This window comes from Rhodococcus sp. IEGM 1366 (assembly GCF_033142425.1).
Taxonomy (GTDB): Bacteria; Actinomycetota; Actinomycetes; order Mycobacteriales; family Mycobacteriaceae; genus Rhodococcus_F; species Rhodococcus_F globerula.
The window spans coordinates 14,758-34,894 of the sequence record NZ_JAWLRZ010000019.1 but is presented as its reverse complement, the minus strand read 5'-3'; the positions used below and the strand labels follow the sequence as shown (position 1 = coordinate 34,894).

The following is a 20,137-nucleotide window of genomic DNA, read 5'->3' as shown; positions in this document are numbered from 1 at the left end:
AGTCACCCGGGATACGCCTTCCGGCCGCGATGCTCGCGCAGTCCTCTTCCCCACCAGTCCAATTGACCGATCATCCGGTCGGCGGCATCGGTTGCGATAGCGTCCACCGTAGGATTCGGCGACCGGAATTGCTTGCGGGCCTGGTGAATACTCACGCTTTGACGCACGGAGACCATGTGCAGTTCGGCAACAACCTGCCGCAATTGTTCCGTCGCACGCAACCCTCCCGACACTCCTCCGTACGACACGAAACCGATCGGTTTCGCGCGCCATTCGTGTTTCACCGAATCGAGTGCCGTCTTCAGAGCAGCAGAATATCCATGGTTGTATTCGGGTGTGACCGCAACAACGGCGTCGGCGCGCTCGATGCGTCGACGCAATTCCTCGGCGGCCTCCGACGGCGAGAAATCGGTTGGAAGCATCAATTCGGCGAGGTCGATGACCGAGACAGACCAATTCGGTTGATTCACGGCGCGCGCAACAAACCAATCGGCGACAGCCAAGCCGATTCGTCCCTCGCGCACGGAACCGACAATTACCTCGACGAACAGATCGGTCATGTCGTTGATGATAACGGCGCGCCCGTCGCAGCAATCCCGGTGGTGATCAGGGCGGCAAGTTCGCGGTACGCCTGCGCGTCGTCCAGTCCGGTCGCCTTGTAGACGTCACGTTGCTGTATGCGCACCATCGTGTTCGAGGCTGCGTCAGCGACAAACGACGCGTGTACTTCGCGAAACGCGCCGGCGTCCACGCCTCGAACAATCATCTCGCGTACCCGACTCGCAGCGATCGACGTGTTCTTCTCGTACACCTGACGCGCCGACGTGGACGCCGCGAGGTCCTCCATGAACTGGTGCGATGCGGCGGAAAGCTGATCGCCGACGGCCTCGAGGTACGCGCTCACTTGCTGCAACGGATCCGCGTGAGCTGCAACCGCGTCTTCGACGGCATCGGTCGCGGTACGAAAGAAATGGACCGTGACGGCGCGCACGAGATCGTCCTTGCCGGCTGCGACGGTGTACAGGGTGCTCTTGGAGCAATGCAGGCGCGCGGCGATCTCGTCGAGAGTGAGATGCGCGAATCCTTCGTCGAGAAAAAGCGCAACCAACTGATCGAATAGCTGCACTCTGCGTGCCGTCACTCTTGCCATACTGAAAACAGTACTGCAGTATCGTTGTCAGTACTACTACAGAAACAGGAGTCGACAGTGCCGGTCGAACGTCTGATGCCCAGCCAAGAAGCTCGCGATCTCATCGAACTGACCCGAGACGTGGCAGACAAGGTCCTCGCCCCCAAGGTCAACGAGTACGAAAAGGCCGAGAAGTACCCGGATGGAGTCTTCCCCGCTCTCGGACAAGCCGGGCTCCTGAGCTTGCCGTACCCCGAGGAGTTCGGCGGCGGCGATCAGCCGTACGAGGTCTACTTGCAAGTCCTCGAAGAGATCGCCTCACGGTGGGCTGCAGTTGCCGTCGCAGTGAGCGTTCACAGCCTCTCCTGCTTCCCACTCTTCACCTTCGGCACCGACGAACAGAAGAACAAGTGGCTGCCGGACATGCTGGGCGGCAACACCATCGGCGCCTACAGCCTCTCCGAATCCCAGGCGGGATCCGACGCAGCAGCGTTGTCCTGCAAGGCTGCACCCGTCGACGGTGGATACCGCATCAACGGCAGCAAAGCCTGGATCACGAACGGCGGCAAGGCAGACTTCTACAACCTCTTCGCCCGCACCAGCGACGACGGCTCACGCGGCATCTCCTGCCTCCTGGTGGACAAGGACACCGAGGGCCTCAGCTTCGGTAAGCCCGAGGAAAAGATGGGACTGCGCGCTGTTCCCACCGCCTCTGCGAACTACGACGACGCCTTCATCCCGGACGAGCGCCTCATCGGCCAGCGCGGTCAGGGACTTCCCATCGCATTCAGCGCCCTCGACTCCGGTCGGTTGGGAATTGCGGCCGTTGCGGTCGGCATCGCCCAGGGCGCACTCGACGACGCGGTTGCCTACGCCAAGGAACGCAAGGCTTTCGGCAAGCGGATCATCGACCATCAGGGCCTCGGCTTTGTGCTCGCCGACATGGCCGCAGCCGTCGACTCCGCTCGTGCCACGTACCTCGATGCGGCCCGTCGCCGCGACGCCGGAGTGCCGTACTCCCGCAACGCCAGCGTCGCCAAGCTCATTGCCACAGACGCCGCGATGAAGGTTACGACCGACGCCGTGCAGGTATTCGGCGGCTACGGGTACACCCAGGACTTCCCGGTCGAGCGGTATATGCGTGAAGCCAAAATCACTCAGATCTTCGAGGGCACCAACCAGATTCAGCGTCTGGTCATCGCGCGCCAATTGGCGGGATAGCCGGATACGACAATTGCCCTCCCACAATGGTGGGAGGGCAATGGTGGGAGGGCAATGTCGATGAGCGCCTTCAGTCGCCGCAGCAACCGCCGGCCGACGGCAATTCGCGGGTCTCACGGGTAATCGCGTTGCGGGCCGCCAACTCCGAATAATCCGGGTAATCGACTCGCACCAACGACAAACCATGGGCCGGTGCCACCAGGATGGAACTCGACCGTGAGGATTCGTCGAGCAACCCGGCAAGCCAATCCGACGTACGACGCCCCTCACCGACGGACAGCACGGCGCCGACAAGACTCCGCACCATCGACCAACAAAACGCGTCGGCATTCACGTAGGCCGTGAACACTGTGCCCTCTTGTGTCCAGTCGAACCGCTGAAGTTCGCGTACGGTCGTCGCTCCTTCGCGGCGCTTGCAAAACGCGGCAAAGTCATGAAGTCCCAAGAGTCGCTGCGACGCTTCCTGCATCGCGGCCAGATCAAGAGCCTTCGGGTAGGAAACCATGTCACGCACACGAAGCGGTTCGACACCGAACATCGCGTTGGACACCCGGTACTCGTAATAGCGTCGCATCGCGGAGAAACGCGCGTCGAAATCAGCCGGGACGACGGAAATACTCTTGACTCGAACATCTTTCGGCAGGAACCGAGCGAGCCGCCGAACCAATCGCGACGGATCGTCCGGCAGGAGATCAGCCGGCACGTCGACGTGCGCGACCTGACCACTCGCATGGACGCCGGCATCCGTCCGACCGGCGACGGTCAACTGAACGGGTTGCCGTAGAACAGTTCCCAGTTTGTCTTCGATCTCACCGCACACCGTGCGTAGATCGGTCTGCCTGGCCCAACCAGAGAAGTCGGTGCCGTCATAAGAGATATCGAGCCGCAATCGAACGAGCCCGCCGTCCCCGAGGGGGGCGGCGGGCTCGTTCGATTCAGCGTGTGCTGAAACCAAGGGAACTAGTCCTTCTTGGCCTCGGGGGCGTCGGCCGCAGTTGCGGTCTCGTCCTCGATAGCTTCGACAACTGCATCAGCGTTCTCGACCTCAGCCTCGGTCGCGTCAGCCTCTACGGCCTCGACGACGTTCTCTGCGGCGGGAGCATCCTGCGAAGCCTTGACGCGACGCGCGCGGTCAGCCTCGGAGGTGACGGTCTTTTCCTTGACGAGCTCGATGATTGCCATCGGCGCGTTGTCGCCCTTGCGGGGGATCGTCTTGATGATGCGGGTGTATCCACCGTTACGGTCCGCGTAGAACGGGCCGATCTCGGCGAACAGGGTGTGAACGACATCCTTGTTACGGATGACCTTCAGCACCTCACGACGGTGAGCCAGCGTGCCGGCCTTCGCGTGCGTGACGAGCTTCTCGGCGTACGGGCGCAGTGCCTTGGCCTTGGACTCGGTGGTGGTGATACGACCGTGCTCGAAGAGCGCGGTAGCCAGATTGGCGAAAATCGCCTTCTGGTGGGAAGCCGACCCGCCGAAGCGGGCACCCTTCTTGGGCTTGGGCATGATGATCTCCTAGTAAAGGACCTGAGCTGCTACAGCTGTTCGGTCTCGGCGTAGTCCTCGGTACCGTCGGCATCGCCGAAGGAACCGGCATCGGTGTCACTCCACGTTCCGGTGGCGGCGTCGTAGCCTGCAACGGTCGTGGGATCGAAGGATGCGGGGCTGTCCTTGAGGGACAGGCCGAGCGAATGCAGCTTGACCTTGACCTCGTCGATGGACTTCTGTCCGAAGTTGCGGATGTCGAGCAGATCGGACTCGGTACGGCCGACAAGCTCACCGACGGTGTGAACACCTTCGCGCTTGAGGCAGTTGTAGGAACGGACCGTGAGGTCCAGATCCTCGATGGGGAGTCCGAAGGAAGCGATGTGATCGGCCTCGGCGGGCGAGGGTCCGATCTCGATGCCTTCTGCTTCGACGTTCAGCTCACGGGCCAGGCCGAAGAGCTCAACCAGGGTCTTGCCCGCAGAAGCGAGCGCGTCCCGTGCGGTGATGGAGTTCTTCGTTTCCACGTCGAGAACGAGCCGATCGAAGTCGGTGCGCTGTTCGACGCGAGTGGCCTCCACCTTGTAGGTGACCTTGAGCACCGGCGAGTAGATCGAGTCGACCGGAATGCGGCCGATCTCTGCGCCGGACGCCTTGTTCTGGACGGCGGGGACATAGCCACGACCGCGCTCGACTACGAGCTCGATCTCCAGCTTGCCCTTGTCGTTCAGGGTGGCGATGTGCAGATCAGGGTTGTTCACGATGACGCCGGCCGGGGGCACGATGTCGCCTGCGGTAACAGCGCCGGGGCCCTGCTTGCGGACGTACATGGTGACCGGCTCGTCCTCTTCGGAGCTCACGACGAGACCCTTGAGGTTCAGGATGATGTCAGTGACGTCTTCCTTCACTCCGGGGACCGTGGTGAACTCGTGGAGAACGCCGTCGATGCGGATGCTGGTGACAGCAGCGCCGGGGATCGACGAGAGCAGCGTGCGGCGCAGCGAATTGCCGAGCGTGTACCCGAAACCTGGCTCCAGGGGCTCGATGACGAACTTCGAGCGGTTATCAGCGATGACCTCTTCGGTCAACGTGGGTCGCTGAGAAATGAGCATGGTATTTCCTCCTGTACGGACGTCCACTATTTGACGCCCACGATGGGAAAGGGCCTGCGGCCCCGTGCGCCTTTCCGGTAGTCGGAACTACCGGAAAGGCGCACAGGGCGCGGAGCACCTTACTTCGAGTAGTACTCGACGATGAGCTGTTCCTGCAGAGCAATGTCGATCTGCGCACGCTCGGGAAGCTGGTGAACCAGGATCCGCAGACGCGAGCCGACAACCTGCAGCCACGCGGGAACCGGGCGATCGCCAACGGTCTCACGGGCAACCTGGAACGGAAGCGTTGCGAGCGACTTCTCCTTGACATCGATGATGTCGTACTGCGAGACGCGGTAGCTCGGGATGTCGACCTTCTTGTTGTTCACGAGAAGGTGACCGTGCGTGACCAGCTGACGTGCCTGACGGCGCGTGCGAGCGAGGCCTGCGCGGTACACGACGTTGTCGAGACGCGACTCCAGGATGGTGAGCAGGTTCTCGCCGGTCTTACCGGGGCGGTTGTTCGCCTCCTTGTAGTACAGACGGAACTGCTTCTCCATGACGCCGTAGGTGAAGCGAGCCTTCTGCTTCTCCTGCAGCTGGAGCAGGTACTCGCTCTCCTTGATACGCGCGCGGCCGTGCTGTCCGGGCGGGTACGGGCGACGCTCGAATGCCTGGTCGCCTCCAACGAGGTCGACGCGCAGACGACGCGACTTGCGGGTGATGGGTCCGGTATAACGTGCCATGATTTTCTACCTATTCCTTCCCGCTTATACCCGACGCCGCTTGGGCGGACGGCAGCCGTTGTGCGGCTGGGGAGTTACATCGGAAATGGTGCCGACCTCGAGGCCTGCGGCCTGGAGCGAACGAATCGCGGTCTCGCGACCCGAACCCGGTCCCTTGACGAAGACGTCAACCTTCTTGACACCATGCTCCTGCGCCTTGCGGGCAGCGCTCTCAGCAGCAAGCTGAGCGGCGAAGGGAGTCGACTTACGCGAACCCTTGAAGCCGACGTGTCCCGAGGACGCCCAGGAAATGACATTTCCGGCGGGGTCCGTGATGGACACGATGGTGTTGTTGAAGGTGCTCTTGATGTGAGCGGCGCCGTGCGGGATGTTCTTCTTATCCCTGCGACGCGTCTTCTGGGTCTTCTTCGGACCGGTGCTACGTGACTTCGGGGGCATTACTTCGCCTTCTTCTTGCCGGCAATGGTGCGCTTCGGACCCTTACGGGTACGGGCGTTGGTCTTGGTGCGCTGACCACGCACGGGCAGACCACGACGGTGGCGCAGGCCCTGGTAGCAGCCGATCTCGATCTTGCGACGGATGTCGGCCTGAACCTCGCGGCGAAGGTCACCCTCAACCTTGAGCGACTCCTCGATGTACTCGCGGAGCTTTGCCAGGTCCTCGTCCGAGAGGTCCTTGCTCCGGAGATCCGGGTTGACGCCGGTGGCGTCAAGGATTTCCTTGGAGCGGGTACGGCCGATGCCGTAGATGTATGTCAGTGCGATCTCCATGCGCTTTTCGCGAGGAAGATCAACACCAGAGAGACGTGCCATGTTGGCATTTCCTATCGGTGTGCGGAGGTCTGCTCCCAGCCCATCCCCTGTGCCTCTTGCCGAGTAACCACGTCCGAAAACGTGACTGGTCTCATCAACTAACTCAGTGGGGCCCCGGCCTCCGTGCCGGGGGTGAACCATTGTCCGACCTTGTCGATCGGTAAACGATCGCGTGGGGTCTCGTCAACAATGGCTGGTACTGGAAGGTCTTCTTTGCTTGTTGCCAAGCAGATCTTCGAAAAGCTAGATCTAGCCCTGACGCTGCTTGTGACGCAGGTTCTCGCAGATCACCATGACCCGACCGTTACGGCGGATCACTTTGCACTTCTCGCAGATCTTCTTGACGCTCGGCTGAACCTTCACGTCTTCTGATCTCCTGTTTTGTCGCAGCCTGCAAAGGCGAACCCCGGCAGACGTACTTCTCCCTGACCCAGGTCAGATCCGGGAAGTTCGTTACTTGTAGCGGTAAACGATGCGTCCGCGCGACAAGTCGTAGGGCGAGAGCTCTACGACAACGCGATCTTCCGGGAGGATGCGAATGTAGTGCTGACGCATCTTTCCGCTGATGTGGGCGAGGACCTTGTGGCCATTCTCGAGCTCAATGCGGAACATCGCATTGGGCAGCGGCTCGACTACTCGTCCTTCGACCTCGATGGCCCCGTCTTTCTTAGCCATATCCTCCGCGATCCGTTTGGTTTGGCATGCTTCGTGCATCGGCTTCCGTTACATTGGCACGCAATGGTTTCTTCATCGACATGATTTTTACATCGACTCGGTGCGTTGTTCCCCGTAGCGGCAGTCCTACACACACAAGCTGTCGACACGCATGGCGCACCGCCTAGCTATGTTACGCGAAGAGAACGACCAGGCCAAATGCGCCTCCCCTACGGCAGCGCATCTGGGCGGCAATCCATGCCTCCGCGGCCACCGAACCAGCAACCGAAAAAAGTCCCGACCCCTTGCGGGACCGGGACTTCTCGAAGAGCGAATCACTCTTGCTGTCAACACTTGTCGAGCGTTGGAGCCGAAAACTACTCCGGTCGCAGCGTCAGAATTCGCGGGCCGTCCGCCGTGACAGCAACAGTGTGCTCCCAATGAGCAGCACGCGAACCGTCGGTGGTCACCACAGTCCAGTCGTCATCGAGAATCACGGTATCCGTGGTCCCGAGCGTCAACATCGGCTCGATTGCCAGGCAAGATCCGATCACCAACTCGGGCCCCTTGCCCGGGGCACCTTCGTTGGCCAGGAACGGATCCATGTGCATCTCACGGCCGATACCGTGACCGCCGTAGCCGTCGACGATTCCGTATGAACGGCCGTGTAGCTTCTCGGCGGCCTGGGTGCCGAGCTCGATGGCGTGCGAAACGTCTGTCAGACGGTTGCCTGCGATCATCGCCGCAATGCCGGCTTCCATGGACAATCGAGTTGCTTCGCTCAGATCCTGATCGGCTGCACTGATCTCACCGACACCGAACGTCCACGCGGAGTCTCCGTGCCAACCCTCGAGGATCGCGCCGCAGTCGATGGACACCAGGTCACCCTCGGCGAGGACGTCCTGCGCCGACGGGATTCCGTGAACAACCCGGTCGTTGACCGAAGAACAGATCGAACCGGTGAAACCGTTGTAGCCGAGGAAGGACGGCACCGCACCCGCATCGCGGATGACAGATTCGGCGACCGCATCCAATTCCAGGGTGCTGACACCGGGCTTTGCCGCAGCGCGCACCGCCACCAACGCCGAACCCACGATTGCGCCGGCCGCAGCCATTGCGTCGAGTTCGCCCGCGGAGCGGAACGGAACAACCTTGCGTTTACGCCCGAAAACCATTACTTACCCAGCGCTGCCAGTGCGCGAGCGTTGACTTCTTCGACCTCGCCGATCGCGTCGACGGAAACGATGCTGTCCTTGTAGTAGTCGAACAGCGGCGACGTCTCGTCGCGGTAGACCCGGAGGCGGTTGCGAATCACGTCCTCGGTGTCGTCTGCACGGCCACGTGCGAGCATTCGCTCCACCACGATGTCTTCGTCGACGACGAAGGAAAGCACACCGTCGAGCTTCGTATCGAGATCCTTCAGGATGCCTTCGAGGGCTTCCGCCTGATCGACCGAGCGCGGAAATCCGTCGAGCAGGAATCCGTTGGCGGCGTCCGGCTCGGCAACGCGTGCCTTCACCATGTCATTGGTGATCGAGCTGGGAACAAGCTCACCGGCGTCGATGAACTTCTTCGCTTCCACGCCGAGCGGGGTGGACTGACCGATGTTGGCTCGGAAGAGGTCACCCGTCGAGATATGGGGAACACCGAACTTCTCGGACAGGATCGCGGCCTGGGTGCCCTTGCCGGCACCGGGAGGACCAAGGAGGACAAGTCTCACTTGAGGAACCCTTCATAGTTGCGCTGCATTAGCTGACTCTCGATCTGCTTCACGGTGTCCAGACCGACGCTGACCATGATCAGCACCGCGGTGCCACCGAACGGCAGGTTCTGCGCGCCGCCGCCATTCCCGATGTCGAGGAACAGATTGGGCAGAACAGCAATGGTGCCAAGGTAGATCGCACCCGGAAGGGTGATGCGACTCAGCACGTAGTTGAGATAGTCCGCGGTCGGCTGACCGGGACGGATACCTGGAATGAATCCACCGAACTTCTTCATCTCGTCGGCGCGCTCTTCTGGATTGAAGGTGATCGCGACGTAGAAGTACGTGAAGAACACGATAAGACCGAAGTAGATCAGGATGTACACCGGGTTGGCGGGATTGACCAAGTAGGTGTTGATGATTCGCTGCCACCAACTGGGGTCGACCGCAGTGCTGGCCGACGTGAGCTGCGCAATCAGGTTAGGCAGGTACAGCAGCGACGACGCGAAGATCACCGGGATGACACCGGCCTGGTTGACCTTGAGCGGCAGGTACGTCGACGAGCCGCCGTACATCTTGCGTCCCACCATGCGCTTGGCGTACTGGACGGGAATTCGACGCTGGCCCTGCTCGACGAAGACGACGCCGGCAATGATCAAGAGCGCTGCAAAGCAGACGAGTGCAAAGACGAGGCCACCACGGCTGTCCAGAATGGCCTTGCCTTCGGACGGGATACGCGAGGCGATACCGGCGAAGATGAGGAGCGACATGCCGTTACCGACGCCCCGTTCGGTGATGAGCTCACCGAACCACATGACGAGTGCGGCGCCGGCCGTCATGACCAGGACAAGAATGATCAAGCCGAAGATCGACTTGTCGGCGATGATGTCGTCACAGCCTTGCAGTAGCTGTCCCCTAGCTGCGAGCGCAACGATGCCCGTCGACTGAAGCACCGCCAAAGCGATGGAGAGATAGCGCGTGTACTGCGTCATCTTGGCCTGACCCGACTGGCCCTCCTTGCGAAGTTCCTCGAACTTCGGGATGACCACGGTCAGCAGCTGAACGATAATGCTGGCGGTGATGTACGGCATGATGCCGATCGCAAACACCGACAACTGGAGTAGCGCACCACCGGAGAACAAGTTGATCAGCGAGTAGATGCCCGCCGAGTCACCAGAGTTAGCTATGTCGATGCACTCACGCACTCTGGCGTAGTCGACACCAGGTGACGGAAGCACTGCGCCGACCCGGTAGAGGGCTACCAGGCCGAGGGTGAATAGGATCTTCCGCCTCAGGTCGGGTGTCCTGAGGGCCGAAACGAAGGCGGAAAGCAAAGATCCTCCTGGCACGACGGTTGGGGGCAGATCTTTTGACCTGCCGAACTTCAGAACTCTAACAGTCAATTTATGGGAACTAAACGAGCCGACCACGAAACTCGGGTAAGCCGAAGATACAACCAGTGTGCCTGACCCGGTCGACGGGGCCACACTTTCGGGACGAACAGCACAGACGCCGATGGCCGCAGCACAGCAAATGCTGCGCTGCGGCCATCGGACTAGCTACGCGTGATTACTCACAGCTCGGTGGCGGAACCACCGGCAGCAGCAATCTTTTCCTTGGCGGAACCGGTGAACTTGTCGACGGTCACCTGAACGGCAACAGTCAGTTCGCCGTCGCCCAGAACCTTGACGAGCTGGTTCTTGCGGACTGCGCCCTTGGCAACGAGATCCTCGACCGAGATTGCTCCACCTTCGGGGAACAGACGGGCGATGTCGCCGACATTGACGACCTGGTACTCGGTGCGGAAGGGGTTCTTGAAGCCCTTGAGCTTGGGCAGACGCATGTGAAGCGGCATCTGTCCACCCTCGAAGCCCACGCGCACGGTGTTACGTGCCTTGGTGCCCTTGGTACCGCGACCTGCGGTCTTACCACGCTTGCCGCCCTCGCCGCGTCCAACACGAATCTTGTTGGACTTGGATCCGGGAGCGGGGCGCAGGTGGTGCAGTTTGATGGTCATGGTTAGACCTCCTCAACTGTTACGAGGTGGCGCACCACGTTGATCAGACCGCGGTTCTGTGCGTTGTCCTCACGAACAACGGTCTGACGGATGCCCTTGAGACCGAGCGTGCGCAGAGAATCCTTCTGGTTCTGCTTGGTCCCGATGATGCTCTTGATCTGAGTGACCTTGAGATCTGCCATTACTTCACACTCCCAGCAGCCTGTGCGCGTGCGCGCAGCATGCCGGCGGGTGCAACCTCTTCGAGGGTGAGGCCGCGGCGAGCCGCAACTTCCTCGGGACGCTGCAGACCCTTGAGCGCGGCAACGGTCGCGTGCACGACGTTGATGGCGTTGTCGCTACCGAGCGACTTCGACAGGATGTCCGCGATACCAGCGCACTCCAGCACGGCACGCACCGCGCCACCGGCGATAACACCGGTACCGGGGCTTGCCGGGCGAAGCATGACGATGCCGGCAGCAGCCTCACCCTGAACGGGGTGAGTGATGGTGTTGCCGATCATCGGGACGCGGAAGAAGCTCTTGCGAGCCTCCTCGACACCCTTCTGGATGGCCGCGGGAACTTCCTTGGCCTTGCCGTAGCCGACGCCGACCAGTCCGTTGCCGTCTCCGACGATCACGAGAGCGGTGAAGCTGAAGCGACGACCACCCTTGACGACCTTGGAGACGCGGTTGATCGTGACAACGCGCTCGATGAACTGTGACTTCTCCGCAGCGTTTCCGCCACGGCCACCGTCGCGACGGTCACGGCCGCCACCACGGTTGTCCCCACGAGCGTTGCTGTTGTCGCCGCTGTTGGGGCCATTCTGTCCGGCGGGTCCGCTTCCGCCGTCACGCCTTTGACGTCCCGGCATCAGGCTGTCCTTCCGTTGAAAATGTTGGTCATCAGAACTTCAACCCGCCTTCGCGAGCTGCGTCTGCCAAGGCCGCGATGCGACCGTGGTAGCCGTGTCCGCCGTGGTCGAAGACCACTGCTTCCACGCCGGCAGCCTTTGCGCGCTCGGCGATCAGCTGACCGACCTTCGCGCTCGCAGCCTTCTTGTCGCCTTCGGCCACGCGCACGTCGGCTTCGATGGTCGACGCAGCAGCCAGAGTGTGGCCTGCCAGGTCGTCCACGAGCTGGACGTGGATGTGGCGTGAGGACCGGTTGACGACCAAGCGGGGACGCTCGGGCGTGCCGGAGACCTTCTTGCGGAGACGGAAGTGACGACGTGTCTTCGAGAGACGACGCTTCGTGGACGCATCCTTGCCGAGCGGAATCCGCTTGGCTTTCTGGTTTGCAGTCTGGCTCATATCACTTACCCGTCTTTCCGACCTTGCGGCGGATCTGCTCACCCTCGTAACGCACGCCCTTACCCTTGTACGGGTCCGGACGACGGAGACGACGGATGTTGGCCGAGATCTGCCCGACCTTCTGCTTGTCGATGCCTGACACCGAGAACCGGGTGGGCGACTCGACGACGAAGGTGATGCCTTCGGGAGCCTCGATCGGGACCGGGTGGCTGAAGCCGAGCGCGAACTCGAGGTCCTTGCCCTTCAGCGCCACGCGGTAACCGACACCGTGGATTTCCATCTTCTTGGTGTAACCCTCGGTGACACCGGTGATGATGTTCGCAACCAAGGTCCGCGACAGACCGTGCAGCGCACGGCTGCGACGCTCGTCGTCGGGGCGAGTGACGCTCAGGGAGCCGTCCTCAGCCTTGGCGATCTCGATGGGCTCGGCGATCGTCAGTGCCAGGGTGCCCTTGGGCCCCTTGACCGTGACGTCCTGGCCGGCGATCGTAACGTCGACGCCCGCGGGGACGTTGACCGGAATCTTTCCAATACGCGACATTGTGGTGGCCTCCCTCTACCAGACGTAGGCGAGGACTTCCCCGCCTACTCCTTGATTGGCCGCCTGGCGATCGGTGAGCAGACCGGACGACGTGGAGATGATCGCCACGCCGAGGCCTCCGAGGACCTTGGGCAGGTTGGTGGACTTCGCGTAAACCCGGAGACCGGGCTTGGAAACGCGACGCACGCCGGCGAGGCTACGCTCGCGGCTGGGGCCGTACTTCAGATCGACGACGAGGGTCTTGCCGACCTCGGCGTCTTCGGTACGGAAGTCGGAGATGTAGCCCTCGCGCTTGAGGATCTCGGCAATGTTCGCCTTGATCTTCGAGTGGGGAAGCTTCACCTCATCGTGGTACGCCGTGTTGGCGTTGCGCAGACGCGTCAAGAAGTCTGCGATGGGGTCAGTCATGGTCATAGGTCGACCTCGACACCTTTCTCGCTGTGGTTCCCATGCAACACCGGACGAGTCCGGTCGTGGGCCTCCAGCAATTCGGCTGGGCCGTCCGACTTATGTCAGACGGCGTAAGTTACCGCACCGAGCTGAACGCATGCGTCAGCCACGGCAACCGCTCTAGTGTAGGGAACTTTGGCCGTCCTGTCCAAACAGCGCGTCCCCACATCTGGGAAATACCCGATAAATGCCGAATGGGCGTGGATTCCCGAAGGAACCCACGCCCATTCACAAGCGTGAAGTGACAAGACCCGAAGGTCTCAGATCACCAGGAGCTCTTGCGAACTCCGGGAAGCTCGCCGGCGTGTGCCATCTCGCGCAAGCAGATTCGGCACAGGCCGAACTTGCGGAACACAGCGTGCGGACGACCGCAGCGCTGGCAGCGGGTGTAGGCGCGAACCGCGAACTTGGGCTTCTTGTTGGCCTTGTTGACCAATGCCTTCTTAGCCATGCGCTCAGTTCTCCTTGAACGGGAAGCCGAGGTGCTTGAGCAGTGCACGGCCTTCTTCGTTGTTGGTTGCGGTGGTCACGACGGTGATGTCCATACCGCGGGGGCGATCGATCTTGTCCACGTCGATCTCATGGAACATCGACTGCTCGTTGAGGCCGAACGTGTAGTTGCCGTTGCCGTCGAACTGGTTGCCCGAGAGACCGCGGAAGTCGCGGATACGGGGCAGCGCGACAGACACGAGGCGGTCCAGGAACTCCCACATACGGTCGCCACGGAGGGTGACGCGTGCGCCGATGGGCATGCCTTCGCGAAGCTTGAACTGCGCGATGGACTTACGTGCCTTACGGATCTCGGGCTTCTGGCCCGTGATGAGAGACAAGTCGTGGACAGCGCCGTTGATCAGCTTGGCGTCACGGGCAGCGTCGCCGACGCCCATGTTGACGACAACCTTGACAACACCGGGGATCTGCATGACGTTGGCGTAGTCGAACTCGCTGTTGAGCGCGTCCTTGATCTCAGCGCGGTAGCGCGCCTTGAGGCGCGGCTGGACCTTGTTTTCGGTGGAGGTCATGTCAGATGTCCTTCCCGTTCTTCCGGGAAACCCGAACGCGCTTGCCGGTCTCTTCATCGGTGCGGTAGCCCACGCGAGTGGGGTTTCCGTCCGAGTCGACGACTGCAACGTTGGATACGTGGATCGGAGCTTCCTGCGTGACGATGCCGCCGGAGGATGCTCCGCGCTCGTTCGCGGAAACCGCGGTGTGCTTCTTGATTCGGTTCACGCCTTCGACGAGGACCTTGTCGGTCGCGGGGAAAGCCTGAATGACCTTGCCCTTCGCGCCCTTGTCCTTACCGGCGATGACCAGAACGGTGTCACCCTTGTGCACCTTCATCACAGCACCTCCGGGGCGAGCGAAACGATCTTCATGAACTTCTTCTCGCGCAGCTCACGGCCGACGGGTCCGAAGATGCGGGTTCCACGGGGATCGCTGTCAGCCTTGATGAGCACTGCTGCGTTCTCGTCGAACTTGATGTAGGAACCGTCCGGACGACGGCGCTCCTTGGTCGTGCGAACGATGACGGCCTTGACGACCTCACCCTTCTTGATGTTTCCACCGGGGATTGCGTCCTTGACGGTGGCGACGATGACGTCACCGATCCCGGCGTAGCGACGTGACGAACCGCCGAGAACGCGGATGCAAAGGATTTCCTTGGCACCCGTGTTATCAGCGACGCGAACTCGCGACTCCTGCTGAATCACTTGATCTCCCTAGACCTGGAATTTCGTGCGCAACGGATTACCGACCCGGTGCGCGCGGTCATTGTTGCCACCTGCGTCGTGTCTGAGCTGCTGCCCCACCGAAGTTCATCGATGAAGGCGATCACTGCAAGCACCGGTCGAGCTGCGCACGTGAAGACACACCTCTGCCACAGGCAACCGTTCTATTGTAGGGAAGGGTTCACCGATTACCAAATCAGCGCACCTTGCCCACCATCTGCATTCCTGACCGAAAGCCGAATGGCCCACTCCCCCAACGGGAAGCGGGCCATTCGGTTGTGCTCGATCAGCTCGAGATCACGATCAGGCTTACTTGGCCTTTTCGAGGACCTCGACCAGACGCCAGTGCTTCGTCGCGGACAGCGGACGGGTTTCCATCAGCTGAACGCGGTCGCCGACGCCGGCAACGCCGTTCTCGTCATGCGCCTTCACCTTGGTCGTACGGCGGATGATCTTGCCGTAGAGCTTGTGCTTGACGCGGTCTTCGAGCTCGACCACGATCGTCTTTTCCATCTTGTCGGAAACTACGTATCCGACACGGACCTTACGGCTCGCGCGCTCTTCTGTGCTCACTGCTTTTTCCTCACTCATGCCGCGTCACCTGCATCCGGACCCACAGCGAGTCCGAGCTCACGCTCACGCAGGACGGTGTAGATGCGCGCGATCTCGTGACGAACGGTGCGCAGTCGTCGGTTGTTGTCCATCTGGCCTGTGGCCATCTGGAAACGAAGGTTGAAAAGTTCTTCCTTCGCTTCGCGGAGCCGGGTGACCAGCTCGTCTTCACTGAGCTCGCGGAGCTCTGCTGCTGGGGTTCCAGTAGCCATCAGAACTGCTCCTCTCTGGTCACGATCCGGCACTTGCACGGGAGCTTGTGCATCGCGCGGCGCAGGGCCTCACGAGCGATCTCCTCGTTGGGGTATGTCATCTCGAACAGAACGCGTCCGGGCTTGACGTTGGCAATCCACCACTCGGGCGAACCCTTACCGGAACCCATTCGGGTTTCGGCCGGCTTCTTCGTGAGGGGGCGATCCGGGAAGATGTTGATCCAGATCTTGCCGCCACGCTTGATGTGCCGAGTCATGGCGATACGAGCGGACTCTATCTGCCGGTTGGTGATGTAGGCAGGCTCGAGAGCCTGGATGCCGTAGTCACCGAATGTCACCTGGGTACCGCCCTTGGCGGCACCCGAACGGCTCGGGTGGTGCTGCTTGCGGTGCTTGACCCGCCTAGGGATCAACATGCGTCAGCCCTCCTGATTCTGATCAGTTGCGGGAGCATCGGCGGTTGCGGTCGCTGCGCGGCCGGCCTCGGTGCTAGTCGCGGTGGTGCCGGTTGCGCCGGAACGACGGGGACGGCTCGGACGCTCGCGGCGCGGGCGATCCCCGGCCGGAGCGGCGGCGGTGGCTGCGAGCTCACGCTTGCCGCCAACGATGTCGCCCTTGTAGATCCAGACCTTGACGCCGATGCGACCGAAGGTGGTCTTGGCCTCGTAGAGGCCGTAGTCGATGTCCGCACGAAGCGTGTGCAGCGGCACACGGCCTTCGCGGTAGAACTCCGACCGGGACATCTCGGCGCCGCCGAGACGACCGGAGCACTGAACGCGAATTCCCTTGACGTTCGGCTGACGCATGGCCGACTGAATGGCCTTGCGCATTGCACGACGGAAAGCAACGCGGTTCGAGAGCTGCTCGGCCACACCCTGTGCGACGAGCTGTGCTTCAGCTTCTGCGTTCTTGACCTCGAGGATGTTCAGCTGAACCTGCTTGCCGGTCAGCTTCTCGAGCTCGGAACGGATGCGATCGGCTTCGGCGCCGCGGCGGCCGATGACGATGCCCGGACGTGCCGTGTGGATGTCCACGCGAACACGGTCACGGGTGCGCTCGATCTCGACCTTCGCGATTCCCGCGCGCTCCATGCCGGTGGCGAGGAGCTTACGGATCGCGACGTCTTCCTTGACGTACTCCGCGTACTGCTTGTCTGCGTACCAGCGAGACTTCCAGTCGGTGGTGATGCCGAGACGGAAGCCGTGCGGGTTGATTTTCTGGCCCACTACTGAGCACTTCCCTTCCGGCGATTACGGGTCGATGTTCCGGACTTCGGCAGGCTCTCCACGATCACGGTGATGTGACTGGTGCGCTTGCGAATACGGAACGCACGTCCCTGTGCACGCGGCTGGAACCGCTTGAGGGTCGCGCCCTCGTCCACGAACGCCGTCGCAACGACAAGCGTGCTCGGGTCGAGGTCGAGGTTGTTCTCGGCGTTGGCTGCTGCGGAGGCGATCACCTTGGCGACCGGCTCGCTCGCTGCCTGCGGCGCGAACTTCAGAATGTTCAGGGCGTCTTCAACCGAGCGCCCGCGGACCAGGTCCACAACACGACGTGCCTTCATCGGTGTAACGCGCACGTGGCGCGCTACTGCCTTGGCAGTCGGGTTGGCGGTTTCGGTGTTGCTCATCGCCTCTTCGCCTTCCGATCATCCTTGATGTGACCCTTGAACGTACGGGTCGGTGCAAACTCTCCGAGCTTGTGTCCGACCATGGAGTCGGAAACGAACACGGGGACATGCTTACGGCCGTCGTGAACCGCAAACGTGTGGCCGATGAAGTCCGGGATGATTGTCGAACGACGGGACCAGGTCTTGATGACCTGCTTGGTTCCCTTTTCGTTCTGTACATCCACCTTCGCGAGGAGGTGGTCATCGACGAACGGGCCCTTCTTAAGGCTGCGTGGCATCCTTCACTCCCTCCTAGCGCTTGTTCTTGCCGGTACGGCGGCGACGAACAATCATCTTGTCGCTTGCCTTGTTCTTGCGGGTACGGCCTTCCGGCTTACCCCACGGGCTGACCGGGTGGCGACCACCGGAGGTCTTGCCCTCGCCGCCACCATGCGGGTGGTCGACCGGGTTCATCACGACACCACGAACGGTCGGGCGCTTGCCCTTCCAACGCATACGGCCGGCCTTGCCCCAGTTGATGTTCGACTGCTCGGCGTTGCCGACCTCGCCGACGGATGCGCGGCAGCGCACGTCGACGCGACGGATTTCACCGGACGGCATACGCAGCGTGGCGTAGGAGCCTTCCTTACCGAGGAGCTGGATGCTGGCACCTGCGGAACGGGCCATCTTGGCTCCGCCGCCGGGACGCAGTTCCACACCGTGGATGGTGGTACCTGTCGGGATGTTGCGCAGCGGCAGGTTGTTGCCCGGCTTGATGTCGGCGCCTGCACCGGACTCGATCGGTGAACCCTGCACCAGGCCCTTGGGGGCGATGATGTAGCGCTTCTCACCGTCTGCGTAATGCAGGAGTGCGATGTTTGCTGTGCGGTTGGGGTCGTACTCGATGTGAGCGACCTTGGCCGGGATTCCGTCCTTGTCGTTGCGACGGAAATCGATCAGTCGGTAGGCGCGCTTGTGCCCGCCGCCCTTGTGACGGGTGGTGATACGACCGTGTGCGTTACGGCCACCACGGCCGTGCAGCGGGCGAACCAGCGACTTCTCGGGGGTCGACCGAGTGATCTCGGCGAAGTCCGAGACGCTCGAGCCACGACGGCCCGGTGTTGTCGGCTTGTACTTACGGATTGCCATGAGTCTTCTCGTCCTCTATGTCTCGTCAAGTCCCGGCGCTTACGCGACCGGTCCTCCGAAGATCTCGATGGGCTTGCTGTCGGCGGCGAGAGTCACGAGAGCGCGCTTGGTGTTCTTGCGCTTTCCGTAACCGAACTTCGTCCGCTTACGCTTGCCCTGACGGTTGGCGGTGTTGACGCTGGTCACAGTGACACCGAAGACCTTCTCGACGGCAATCTTGATCTGCGTCTTATTCGAGTCCGGGTGCACCAGGAAGGTGTAGGTGCCTTCCTCGATAAGTCCGTAGGACTTCTCGGAGATGACCGGTGCCAGCAGGATGTCGCGGGGGTCAGCGATGGTCGTCACTTGGCCTCCTCCTTGTTCTCTTCCTGGGCGGTCTCGGCGGGCCCGTGGATGAACGCGTTGAGCGCCTCGACGCTGAACACGACGTCATCCGCATTGAGCACGTCGTAGGTGTTGAGCTGGTCGGGTGCAATGGGATGCACGCCTTCCAGGTTCTGCACGCTCTTCCAAGCGGCTACATCCTGGCGACCCACGACGAGCAGCAGCTTCTTGCGATCCGAGATCTCGCCGAGGAACGCGATTGCGTTCTTGGTCGAAGGCGTCTGCCCTGCAACCAGTTCGGTGATGACGTGGATGCGCTCGTTGCGTGCGCGGTCAGAGAGGGCTCCGCGGAGAGCGGCTGCCTTCATCTTCTTGGGGGTGCGCTGGCTGTAGTCACGCGGCTGCGGGCCGTGAACGGTTCCGCCACCGACGAACTGAGGTGCGCGAGTCGAGCCCTGGCGTGCGCGGCCGGTGCCCTTCTGGCGGTACGGCTTCTTGCCACCGCCGCGGACTTCACCGCGGGTCTTGGTGGAGTGGGTTCCCTGACGAGCAGCGGCGAGCTGCGCGACGACAACCTGATGCAGAAGCGCGATGTTGGCCGGAGCGTCGAAGATCTCAGCGGGGAGATCGACGGTGCCGTTGGTCTTGCCGCCGGCGACCTTGACGTCCAGGGTCAACTTGGTCTCGGTGCTGGTCATGCTCGTGCACCACCCTTCACTGCACTCTTGACGATCACGAGGCCGCCCTTGCGGCCGGGGATCGCACCCTTGATCAGCAGCAGGCCGTTCTCGGCGTCCACCTTGTGGACCGAGAGGTTCTGCGTCGTGATGCGGTCGCTACCCATGCGTCCGGACATGCGCATGCCCTTGAACACGCGGCCGGGAGTTGCACAGCCGCCGATGGAGCCGGGGCGACGGTGAACGGCCTGGGTACCGTGCGATGCACCCTGTCCCTTGAAGCCGTGACGCTTCATGGTTCCGGCGAATCCCTTACCCTTGCTGGTTCCGGTGACGTCGACGAATGCGCCGTCCTCGAAGACCTCAGCGGTGAGTTCCTGGCCGACCTCGTAGTCGGAGGCATCCGCGACGCGGAACTCGACGACGTGGCGACGCGGGGTCACACCAGCCTTGGCGAACTGGCCGGAAATCGGCTTGTTCACCTTGCGCGGGTCGATTGCGCCGAACGCGAGCTGAACAGCCGTGTAGCCGTCACGCTCTTCGGTACGAATCTGGGTTACGACGTTCGGCCCAGCCTTGACGACGGTGACCGGGACAACCCGGTTGTTCTCGTCGAAGACCTGGGTCATGCCGAGCTTGGTGCCCAGGATTCCCTTGATCTTGGTATCAGTCATTGTTTTTGTC

General features: G+C 61.9%; 34 protein-coding genes. 1 reads left to right on the top strand and 33 read right to left on the bottom strand.

Annotation, left to right across the window (positions count from 1 at the left end):
- Window positions 1-2: 2 nt before the first annotated feature.
- Complete coding sequence (locus tag R4P64_RS32395; RefSeq protein WP_233363562.1) at window positions 3-560, bottom strand: NADPH-dependent FMN reductase; 558 nt, start codon at window positions 558-560, stop codon at window positions 3-5.
- Complete coding sequence (locus R4P64_RS32390; RefSeq protein ID WP_317824255.1) at window positions 557-1,150, bottom strand: TetR/AcrR family transcriptional regulator; 594 nt, start codon at window positions 1,148-1,150, stop codon at window positions 557-559. The genes R4P64_RS32395 and R4P64_RS32390 overlap by 4 nt, the downstream gene beginning before the upstream one ends.
- Window positions 1,151-1,207: 57 nt before the next feature.
- Between R4P64_RS32390 and R4P64_RS32385 the strand changes: the two genes are divergently transcribed.
- Window positions 1,208-2,350 carry an acyl-CoA dehydrogenase family protein gene (locus tag R4P64_RS32385; protein ID WP_033231358.1) on the top strand — a complete coding sequence of 381 codons (1,143 nt, stop codon included), beginning with the start codon at window positions 1,208-1,210 and terminating at the stop codon, window positions 2,348-2,350.
- A gap of 70 nt (window positions 2,351-2,420) precedes the next feature.
- On the opposite strand, the gene truA is transcribed toward R4P64_RS32385, so the two are convergent.
- The 31 genes from truA to rplC form a co-directional block, all read right to left on the bottom strand.
- A complete protein-coding gene (gene truA / locus R4P64_RS32380; protein ID WP_033231359.1) occupies window positions 2,421-3,305 on the bottom strand; it encodes a tRNA pseudouridine(38-40) synthase TruA in 885 nt (294 codons plus the stop codon).
- 5 nt (window positions 3,306-3,310) lie between these two features.
- Window positions 3,311-3,859, bottom strand: a complete 549-nt coding sequence (gene rplQ / locus R4P64_RS32375; RefSeq protein ID WP_033231360.1) for a 50S ribosomal protein L17 — start codon at window positions 3,857-3,859, stop codon at window positions 3,311-3,313.
- Window positions 3,860-3,888: 29 nt separating this feature from the next.
- Window positions 3,889-4,950 carry a DNA-directed RNA polymerase subunit alpha gene (locus R4P64_RS32370; protein ID WP_033231361.1) on the bottom strand — a complete coding sequence of 354 codons (1,062 nt, stop codon included), beginning with the start codon at window positions 4,948-4,950 and terminating at the stop codon, window positions 3,889-3,891.
- 119 nt (window positions 4,951-5,069) lie between these two features.
- A complete protein-coding gene (gene rpsD / locus R4P64_RS32365) occupies window positions 5,070-5,675 on the bottom strand; it encodes a 30S ribosomal protein S4 (RefSeq protein ID WP_033231362.1) in 606 nt (201 codons plus the stop codon).
- Between the two features lie 24 nt (window positions 5,676-5,699).
- Window positions 5,700-6,113, bottom strand: a complete 414-nt coding sequence (gene rpsK, locus R4P64_RS32360; RefSeq protein WP_003940683.1) for a 30S ribosomal protein S11 — start codon at window positions 6,111-6,113, stop codon at window positions 5,700-5,702.
- Entirely contained in the window at window positions 6,113-6,487 is a 375-nt protein-coding gene (gene rpsM / locus R4P64_RS32355) for a 30S ribosomal protein S13 (protein WP_033231363.1), read from the bottom strand. Before rpsM ends, rpsK begins: the two co-directional genes overlap by 1 nt.
- 249 nt (window positions 6,488-6,736) lie before the next feature.
- Window positions 6,737-6,850, bottom strand: a complete 114-nt coding sequence (rpmJ, locus tag R4P64_RS32350; protein ID WP_003938068.1) for a 50S ribosomal protein L36 — start codon at window positions 6,848-6,850, stop codon at window positions 6,737-6,739.
- A 90-nt stretch (window positions 6,851-6,940) separates the two neighbouring features.
- A complete protein-coding gene (gene infA, locus R4P64_RS32345) occupies window positions 6,941-7,162 on the bottom strand; it encodes a translation initiation factor IF-1 (RefSeq protein WP_003418601.1) in 222 nt (73 codons plus the stop codon).
- A gap of 356 nt (window positions 7,163-7,518) precedes the next feature.
- The gene (gene map, locus R4P64_RS32340; RefSeq protein WP_033231364.1) at window positions 7,519-8,316 is read right to left on the bottom strand and encodes a type I methionyl aminopeptidase; all 798 of its coding nucleotides are present in this window, start codon (window positions 8,314-8,316) and stop codon (window positions 7,519-7,521) included.
- Window positions 8,316-8,861 carry an adenylate kinase gene (locus R4P64_RS32335; protein ID WP_033231365.1) on the bottom strand — a complete coding sequence of 182 codons (546 nt, stop codon included), beginning with the start codon at window positions 8,859-8,861 and terminating at the stop codon, window positions 8,316-8,318. Before R4P64_RS32335 ends, map begins: the two co-directional genes overlap by 1 nt.
- Window positions 8,858-10,177 (bottom strand): preprotein translocase subunit SecY, encoded by a 1,320-nt coding sequence (gene secY, locus R4P64_RS32330; protein ID WP_033231366.1) that lies wholly within the window; start codon window positions 10,175-10,177, stop codon window positions 8,858-8,860. The genes R4P64_RS32335 and secY overlap by 4 nt, the downstream gene beginning before the upstream one ends.
- 239 nt (window positions 10,178-10,416) lie before the next feature.
- Window positions 10,417-10,860, bottom strand: coding sequence for a 50S ribosomal protein L15 (gene rplO, locus R4P64_RS32325; RefSeq protein WP_033231367.1), 444 nt, complete (start codon window positions 10,858-10,860; stop codon window positions 10,417-10,419).
- A 2-nt stretch (window positions 10,861-10,862) separates the two neighbouring features.
- Entirely contained in the window at window positions 10,863-11,042 is a 180-nt protein-coding gene (gene rpmD / locus R4P64_RS32320) for a 50S ribosomal protein L30 (protein ID WP_003940751.1), read from the bottom strand.
- On the bottom strand, window positions 11,042-11,713 hold the full coding sequence (gene rpsE / locus R4P64_RS32315; protein WP_033231368.1) for a 30S ribosomal protein S5: 672 nt from the start codon (window positions 11,711-11,713) through the stop codon (window positions 11,042-11,044). Before rpsE ends, rpmD begins: the two co-directional genes overlap by 1 nt.
- A 31-nt stretch (window positions 11,714-11,744) precedes the next feature.
- Window positions 11,745-12,152 carry a 50S ribosomal protein L18 gene (rplR, locus tag R4P64_RS32310; RefSeq protein WP_033231369.1) on the bottom strand — a complete coding sequence of 136 codons (408 nt, stop codon included), beginning with the start codon at window positions 12,150-12,152 and terminating at the stop codon, window positions 11,745-11,747.
- Window position 12,153: 1 nt separating this feature from the next.
- Window positions 12,154-12,693 carry a 50S ribosomal protein L6 gene (gene rplF, locus R4P64_RS32305; RefSeq protein WP_033231370.1) on the bottom strand — a complete coding sequence of 180 codons (540 nt, stop codon included), beginning with the start codon at window positions 12,691-12,693 and terminating at the stop codon, window positions 12,154-12,156.
- A gap of 15 nt (window positions 12,694-12,708) precedes the next feature.
- A complete protein-coding gene (rpsH, locus tag R4P64_RS32300) occupies window positions 12,709-13,107 on the bottom strand; it encodes a 30S ribosomal protein S8 (RefSeq protein WP_033231371.1) in 399 nt (132 codons plus the stop codon).
- A gap of 301 nt (window positions 13,108-13,408) precedes the next feature.
- The gene (locus R4P64_RS32295; RefSeq protein ID WP_033231372.1) at window positions 13,409-13,594 is read right to left on the bottom strand and encodes a type Z 30S ribosomal protein S14; all 186 of its coding nucleotides are present in this window, start codon (window positions 13,592-13,594) and stop codon (window positions 13,409-13,411) included.
- Window positions 13,595-13,598: 4 nt separating this feature from the next.
- Window positions 13,599-14,165: a 50S ribosomal protein L5 gene (rplE, locus tag R4P64_RS32290; protein WP_033231373.1), complete on the bottom strand. Its 567-nt coding sequence runs from the start codon at window positions 14,163-14,165 to the stop codon at window positions 13,599-13,601.
- 1 nt (window position 14,166) lies between these two features.
- Window positions 14,167-14,484, bottom strand: a complete 318-nt coding sequence (gene rplX, locus R4P64_RS32285; protein ID WP_033231374.1) for a 50S ribosomal protein L24 — start codon at window positions 14,482-14,484, stop codon at window positions 14,167-14,169.
- Entirely contained in the window at window positions 14,484-14,852 is a 369-nt protein-coding gene (gene rplN / locus R4P64_RS32280) for a 50S ribosomal protein L14 (protein WP_003940951.1), read from the bottom strand. The genes rplX and rplN overlap by 1 nt, the downstream gene beginning before the upstream one ends.
- Before the next feature lie 327 nt (window positions 14,853-15,179).
- Window positions 15,180-15,461, bottom strand: a complete 282-nt coding sequence (rpsQ, locus tag R4P64_RS32275) for a 30S ribosomal protein S17 (RefSeq protein WP_003941020.1) — start codon at window positions 15,459-15,461, stop codon at window positions 15,180-15,182.
- A complete protein-coding gene (rpmC, locus tag R4P64_RS32270; protein ID WP_033231375.1) occupies window positions 15,458-15,694 on the bottom strand; it encodes a 50S ribosomal protein L29 in 237 nt (78 codons plus the stop codon). The genes rpsQ and rpmC overlap by 4 nt, the downstream gene beginning before the upstream one ends.
- Entirely contained in the window at window positions 15,694-16,110 is a 417-nt protein-coding gene (gene rplP / locus R4P64_RS32265) for a 50S ribosomal protein L16 (RefSeq protein WP_003940899.1), read from the bottom strand. The genes rpmC and rplP overlap by 1 nt, the downstream gene beginning before the upstream one ends.
- Window positions 16,111-16,113: 3 nt before the next feature.
- Window positions 16,114-16,920 (bottom strand): 30S ribosomal protein S3, encoded by an 807-nt coding sequence (rpsC, locus tag R4P64_RS32260; RefSeq protein ID WP_033231376.1) that lies wholly within the window; start codon window positions 16,918-16,920, stop codon window positions 16,114-16,116.
- On the bottom strand, window positions 16,920-17,324 hold the full coding sequence (rplV, locus tag R4P64_RS32255) for a 50S ribosomal protein L22 (protein WP_033231377.1): 405 nt from the start codon (window positions 17,322-17,324) through the stop codon (window positions 16,920-16,922). Before rplV ends, rpsC begins: the two co-directional genes overlap by 1 nt.
- Window positions 17,321-17,602 (bottom strand): 30S ribosomal protein S19, encoded by a 282-nt coding sequence (gene rpsS, locus R4P64_RS32250; protein WP_003940820.1) that lies wholly within the window; start codon window positions 17,600-17,602, stop codon window positions 17,321-17,323. Before rpsS ends, rplV begins: the two co-directional genes overlap by 4 nt.
- A 13-nt stretch (window positions 17,603-17,615) precedes the next feature.
- Window positions 17,616-18,452 carry a 50S ribosomal protein L2 gene (gene rplB, locus R4P64_RS32245; RefSeq protein WP_033231378.1) on the bottom strand — a complete coding sequence of 279 codons (837 nt, stop codon included), beginning with the start codon at window positions 18,450-18,452 and terminating at the stop codon, window positions 17,616-17,618.
- A gap of 39 nt (window positions 18,453-18,491) precedes the next feature.
- Entirely contained in the window at window positions 18,492-18,797 is a 306-nt protein-coding gene (gene rplW, locus R4P64_RS32240) for a 50S ribosomal protein L23 (protein ID WP_033231379.1), read from the bottom strand.
- A complete protein-coding gene (gene rplD, locus R4P64_RS32235) occupies window positions 18,794-19,474 on the bottom strand; it encodes a 50S ribosomal protein L4 (protein ID WP_033231380.1) in 681 nt (226 codons plus the stop codon). The genes rplW and rplD overlap by 4 nt, the downstream gene beginning before the upstream one ends.
- Window positions 19,471-20,127: a 50S ribosomal protein L3 gene (gene rplC / locus R4P64_RS32230; protein ID WP_045070827.1), complete on the bottom strand. Its 657-nt coding sequence runs from the start codon at window positions 20,125-20,127 to the stop codon at window positions 19,471-19,473. The genes rplD and rplC overlap by 4 nt, the downstream gene beginning before the upstream one ends.
- Window positions 20,128-20,137: the final 10 nt, after the last annotated feature.